Origin of the sequence: Dendronalium phyllosphericum CENA369 (assembly GCF_016056275.1) — a bacterium.
Classification (GTDB): domain Bacteria; phylum Cyanobacteriota; class Cyanobacteriia; order Cyanobacteriales; family Nostocaceae; genus Dendronalium; species Dendronalium phyllosphericum.
The window spans coordinates 1-3,681 of record NZ_JAECZA010000328.1; the positions used below are offsets into that span (position 1 = coordinate 1).

Here is a 3,681-nt window from a genome sequence, read left to right on the forward strand (position 1 = left end):
GGTGAAGATAGAAAGACTGGCAGCAACCTTACCTCTACCAATACAACAAAACAGTCGTAGACGGCATATACAAAGGTTTTTAACATTGAATACCTTAAGTGTAGTATTGTTGTGGTTTCCTATCATTGAAGCAATAATTAACCAACATTTTAAGGTAGGATCACAATTAACTATTGCGATGGATAGAACGCAGTGGAGAGAAAATAATGTGTTAATGGTTAGTGTGATTTACCAAAAAAGAGCATGGCCAATATATTGGTGCTTATTAGAGAAAGATGGTAGCAGTAACTTAGAAGAACAGCAAAAAGTATTACGTCCAGTAATCCGCTTGTTAAAAAAGTACAAATTAGTGATTATCGGAGATAGAGAATTTCATAGCGTAGAACTGGCGCATTGGCTCCACAAGCAGAACCAGAGTTTTGTATTCCGTCAAAAAAAGGATACGACTTTTCAAGAAAAAAGACAAAAATTTCAGCCTTTAAGTAGCATTGAGATTTACCCTGGAATTCGTCAATTTTATCCCAATGTTAAGTTGACTCAGAAAAAAGGTTTTGGTCGGTTTAATTTAGCACTCTACTGGAAAAGAAAGTATAAAAGTAAACAAGAAAAGGAAGCTTGGTATTTATTAACTAATTTGCCTGATTTAAATACTGCTCTGAAAATATATACTCAACGCTTTGGAATTGAAGCCATGTTCAAAGATTGTAAAACTGGCGGTTACAATTTGGAAAGTTCTCAAGCTAATCCTGATAGACTTGTACGAATAATATTTTTAATTGCTTTAGCTATGACCAGTGCTTGGTTACATGGACAAAGGACTAAATTTCAAAAACTTGATTCCTATATTTGTCGTAGTCAAGAAAAAAATAGAAATGAGAAACGTCATAGTAATTTCTGGATAGGTTTATATGGTCAAAATTGGATAGTCGCTTGGCATGAGTGTCAAGCATGGGTCGAGGAACTGGTCGGTTTCAGTCGCAATAAGCAAGCATATTATCAGCGAGGTTTAAGGGCTATGAAGCTTATACAGCAAGCTCTTTAACTCGCTTGTCGCCCCTTGAAGCGATCGCCTCAATACTGCTGAAACTCAAGCCTACATCACTGGAGAAGTTCGATTAGTTGGTTTTACTGACCCCACACTCCCTATCTCCTCATCCCTTACTAACCTTATTTCCTCATCCTCAGAAGTTGGAATCTGGGAGAATGCACCCTACGCCCCTCTAAGTCCAGAAGAAGGGGAAGATTTGGAGCAATCCCAAACAGCAAAATATCCATATATTCAAGGCAGAGGGCCTGTGGATGGTACGCTTGCTTGTTTCCAAATGCTTTGTCAACATTACAGAATGCCCTGGAAACGAGATGTACTGCATCGTGCCTTACTCAACAACTATCAACGCACAGGCAAAATATCCATTGAACTGTGTGGTGGGGTTGCGGAACTGTTAGGACTAAAATCCCAACTAGTAAATATTCCCGCGGTCGCTATCTCTAAACTGATTACACCCGTACTGCTACCTTGGCAAGACAGTTTTGCTATTCTCTACAAAGCATCAGAAAAAGAATTGCTACTGGCCATCCCCGAACAGGGCATTACTCACAAAAAGCCAGCAGACTTTATCGAAACTTGGGGAGAATCAGGACAAGTTTTACTTCTGCAAGCTACACCAGAAACGCCGAAAAAACGATTTGGATTATCTTGGTTTTTACCTGCGATTAAAAAACACAAGACAGTATTAATCGAAGTGTTTATCGCTTCATTATTTGTTCAACTCTTGGGGTTAGCTAATCCTCTGATTACCCAAGTCATTATTGATAAAGTCATCATCCAAAACGGTATCAACACTCTTCATATTTTGGGTTTTTTACTAGTTGCAATGGCAGTGGTAGAAGGGGTAATTACTTGGTTGCGTACCAACTTATTTGTCGATACCACCAATCGCATAGATTTATCTTTAGGTGCAGAAGTTATCGACCACTTACTGAGATTACCACTACGCTACTTTGAAAAACGCCCTGTAGGAGAAATATCTAGCCGCATCAACGAACTAGAAAACATTCGTTCTTTCCTCACAGGTACTGCCTTAACTGTTGTCCTTGATGCGATATTTTCTGTTATCTACATTGCGGTAATGGTTTGGTACAGCTGGCTGCTGACTATCGTGGCACTAGCTACTGTACCGCTATTTGCACTCATTACTTTTATTTTTGCACCGATCATTCGTCAACAAACTCGAACCAAAGCAGAAAGAAATGCCGAAACTCAATCATATTTAGTAGAAGTTGTATCTGGGATTCAAACTGTTAAAGCCCAAAATATCGAACTCAATTCTAGATGGCAGTGGCAAACACGCTATGCACGTTACATTAGCGCTAGCTTTGAAAATGTTCTCACTTCCAATACTGCCAGTTCCCTGAGCAATTTTCTCAACAAACTTTCCAGTTTGCTCTTGCTATGGGTAGGGGCATATTTAGTATTGCAACGACAGTTAACCTTGGGAGAATTAATCGCCTTTCGCATTATTGCAGGCTATGTTACCAGTCCACTATTAAGATTAATTCAACTGTGGCAGAACTTCCAGGAGACAGCATTATCTTTAGAACGGCTTGCTGATATCCTCGATACTCCTCAAGAAAATGAAATTGCTGGGCGCAACAATATTCCTATGCCTGCGATTGTTGGTAGTCTCAAGTATGAAAACGTCACCTTTAGTTTTGCTAAAAGTCCTAATCCTCAGCTAAATCATGTTTGTCTAGAAATTAAAGCAGGCTCATTTATTGGAGTTGTAGGACAAAGTGGTGCGGGTAAAAGTACGCTCACTAAATTACAGCAAATTGCAGGTAAATGAGGTACAATAATACCAGTACATCAACTCTAAAAATGAAAGCTTACTCAATCGACTTGCGAGAAAAAATAGTTTTGGCTTACTCACAAGGTGACACCTCAATCAGGAAGGTGGCTAATAGATTTGGTGTAGCCAAAAGTTTTGTACAAAAACTTCTCTCCATGAATAAGACTCAAGGTCATGTACAACCCAAACAACAAGGTGGAGCACAAAAGGGAGAGTTGGATGGATATGAAACTCAACTAGCTGCAATGGTTGAACAATACCCAGATGCAACATTATTGGAATATTGCGAATATTGGGGTACAAGCTACGCTCATTGGGTAAGCACGAGTACGATGTGTCGTGCATTGCAAAAACAAAAACTAACAGTAAAAAAAAGACGTTACGCAGCAGCCAAGGGAAAACAGAAAGAATCCAAAATTTGAGAACTGAGTATTGGCAAAAAGTCCAACAAATAGACCCAGAAAACTTAGTTTTCATTGATGAAATGGGTGTTTTATTGGGTTTAACAAGAACCCATGCTCGAAGTCCTCAGGGAAACAGGGTGTATGATTTTAAACCATTTTATCGGGGAGCGAAGGTAACAGTAATCGGGGCAGTAAGCATGAAACAAGTTTTGGCTGTGATGACGTTGAATAGTTCAATGGATGGAAATGCATTTAAAGTCTTTATTGAAAAGTGTTTACTTCCCCAACTCTGGACGGGTGCTGTAGTTGTTATGGATAATGTCCCTGCACATAAAGTGGAAGGAATCGAGTCTTTAATTCAATCAAAGGGTGCAAATGTTCTTTATCAGTCACCTTATTCTCCTGACTTTAATCCCATCGAACATTGG

The 3,681-nt window shown here is 39.2% G+C and carries 3 protein-coding genes and 1 pseudogene; all 4 read left to right on the forward strand.

Annotated elements, in window-relative coordinates:
* Nucleotides 1-1,042 (forward strand): IS4 family transposase (locus I8752_RS36615; protein WP_214437035.1); only part of this gene is annotated, 1,042 nt, incomplete at its 5' end.
* Between the two features lie 46 nt (nucleotides 1,043-1,088).
* A pseudogene (locus I8752_RS36620) lies at nucleotides 1,089-2,825 on the forward strand (peptidase domain-containing ABC transporter); the annotation flags it as partial.
* A 53-nt stretch (nucleotides 2,826-2,878) separates the two neighbouring features.
* On the forward strand, nucleotides 2,879-3,271 hold the full coding sequence (locus tag I8752_RS36625; RefSeq protein ID WP_214437036.1) for a helix-turn-helix domain-containing protein: 393 nt from the start codon (nucleotides 2,879-2,881) through the stop codon (nucleotides 3,269-3,271).
* Nucleotides 3,268-3,681 (forward strand): transposase (locus tag I8752_RS36630; protein ID WP_214437037.1); only part of this gene is annotated, 414 nt, incomplete at its 3' end. The genes I8752_RS36625 and I8752_RS36630, both read left to right, overlap by 4 nt.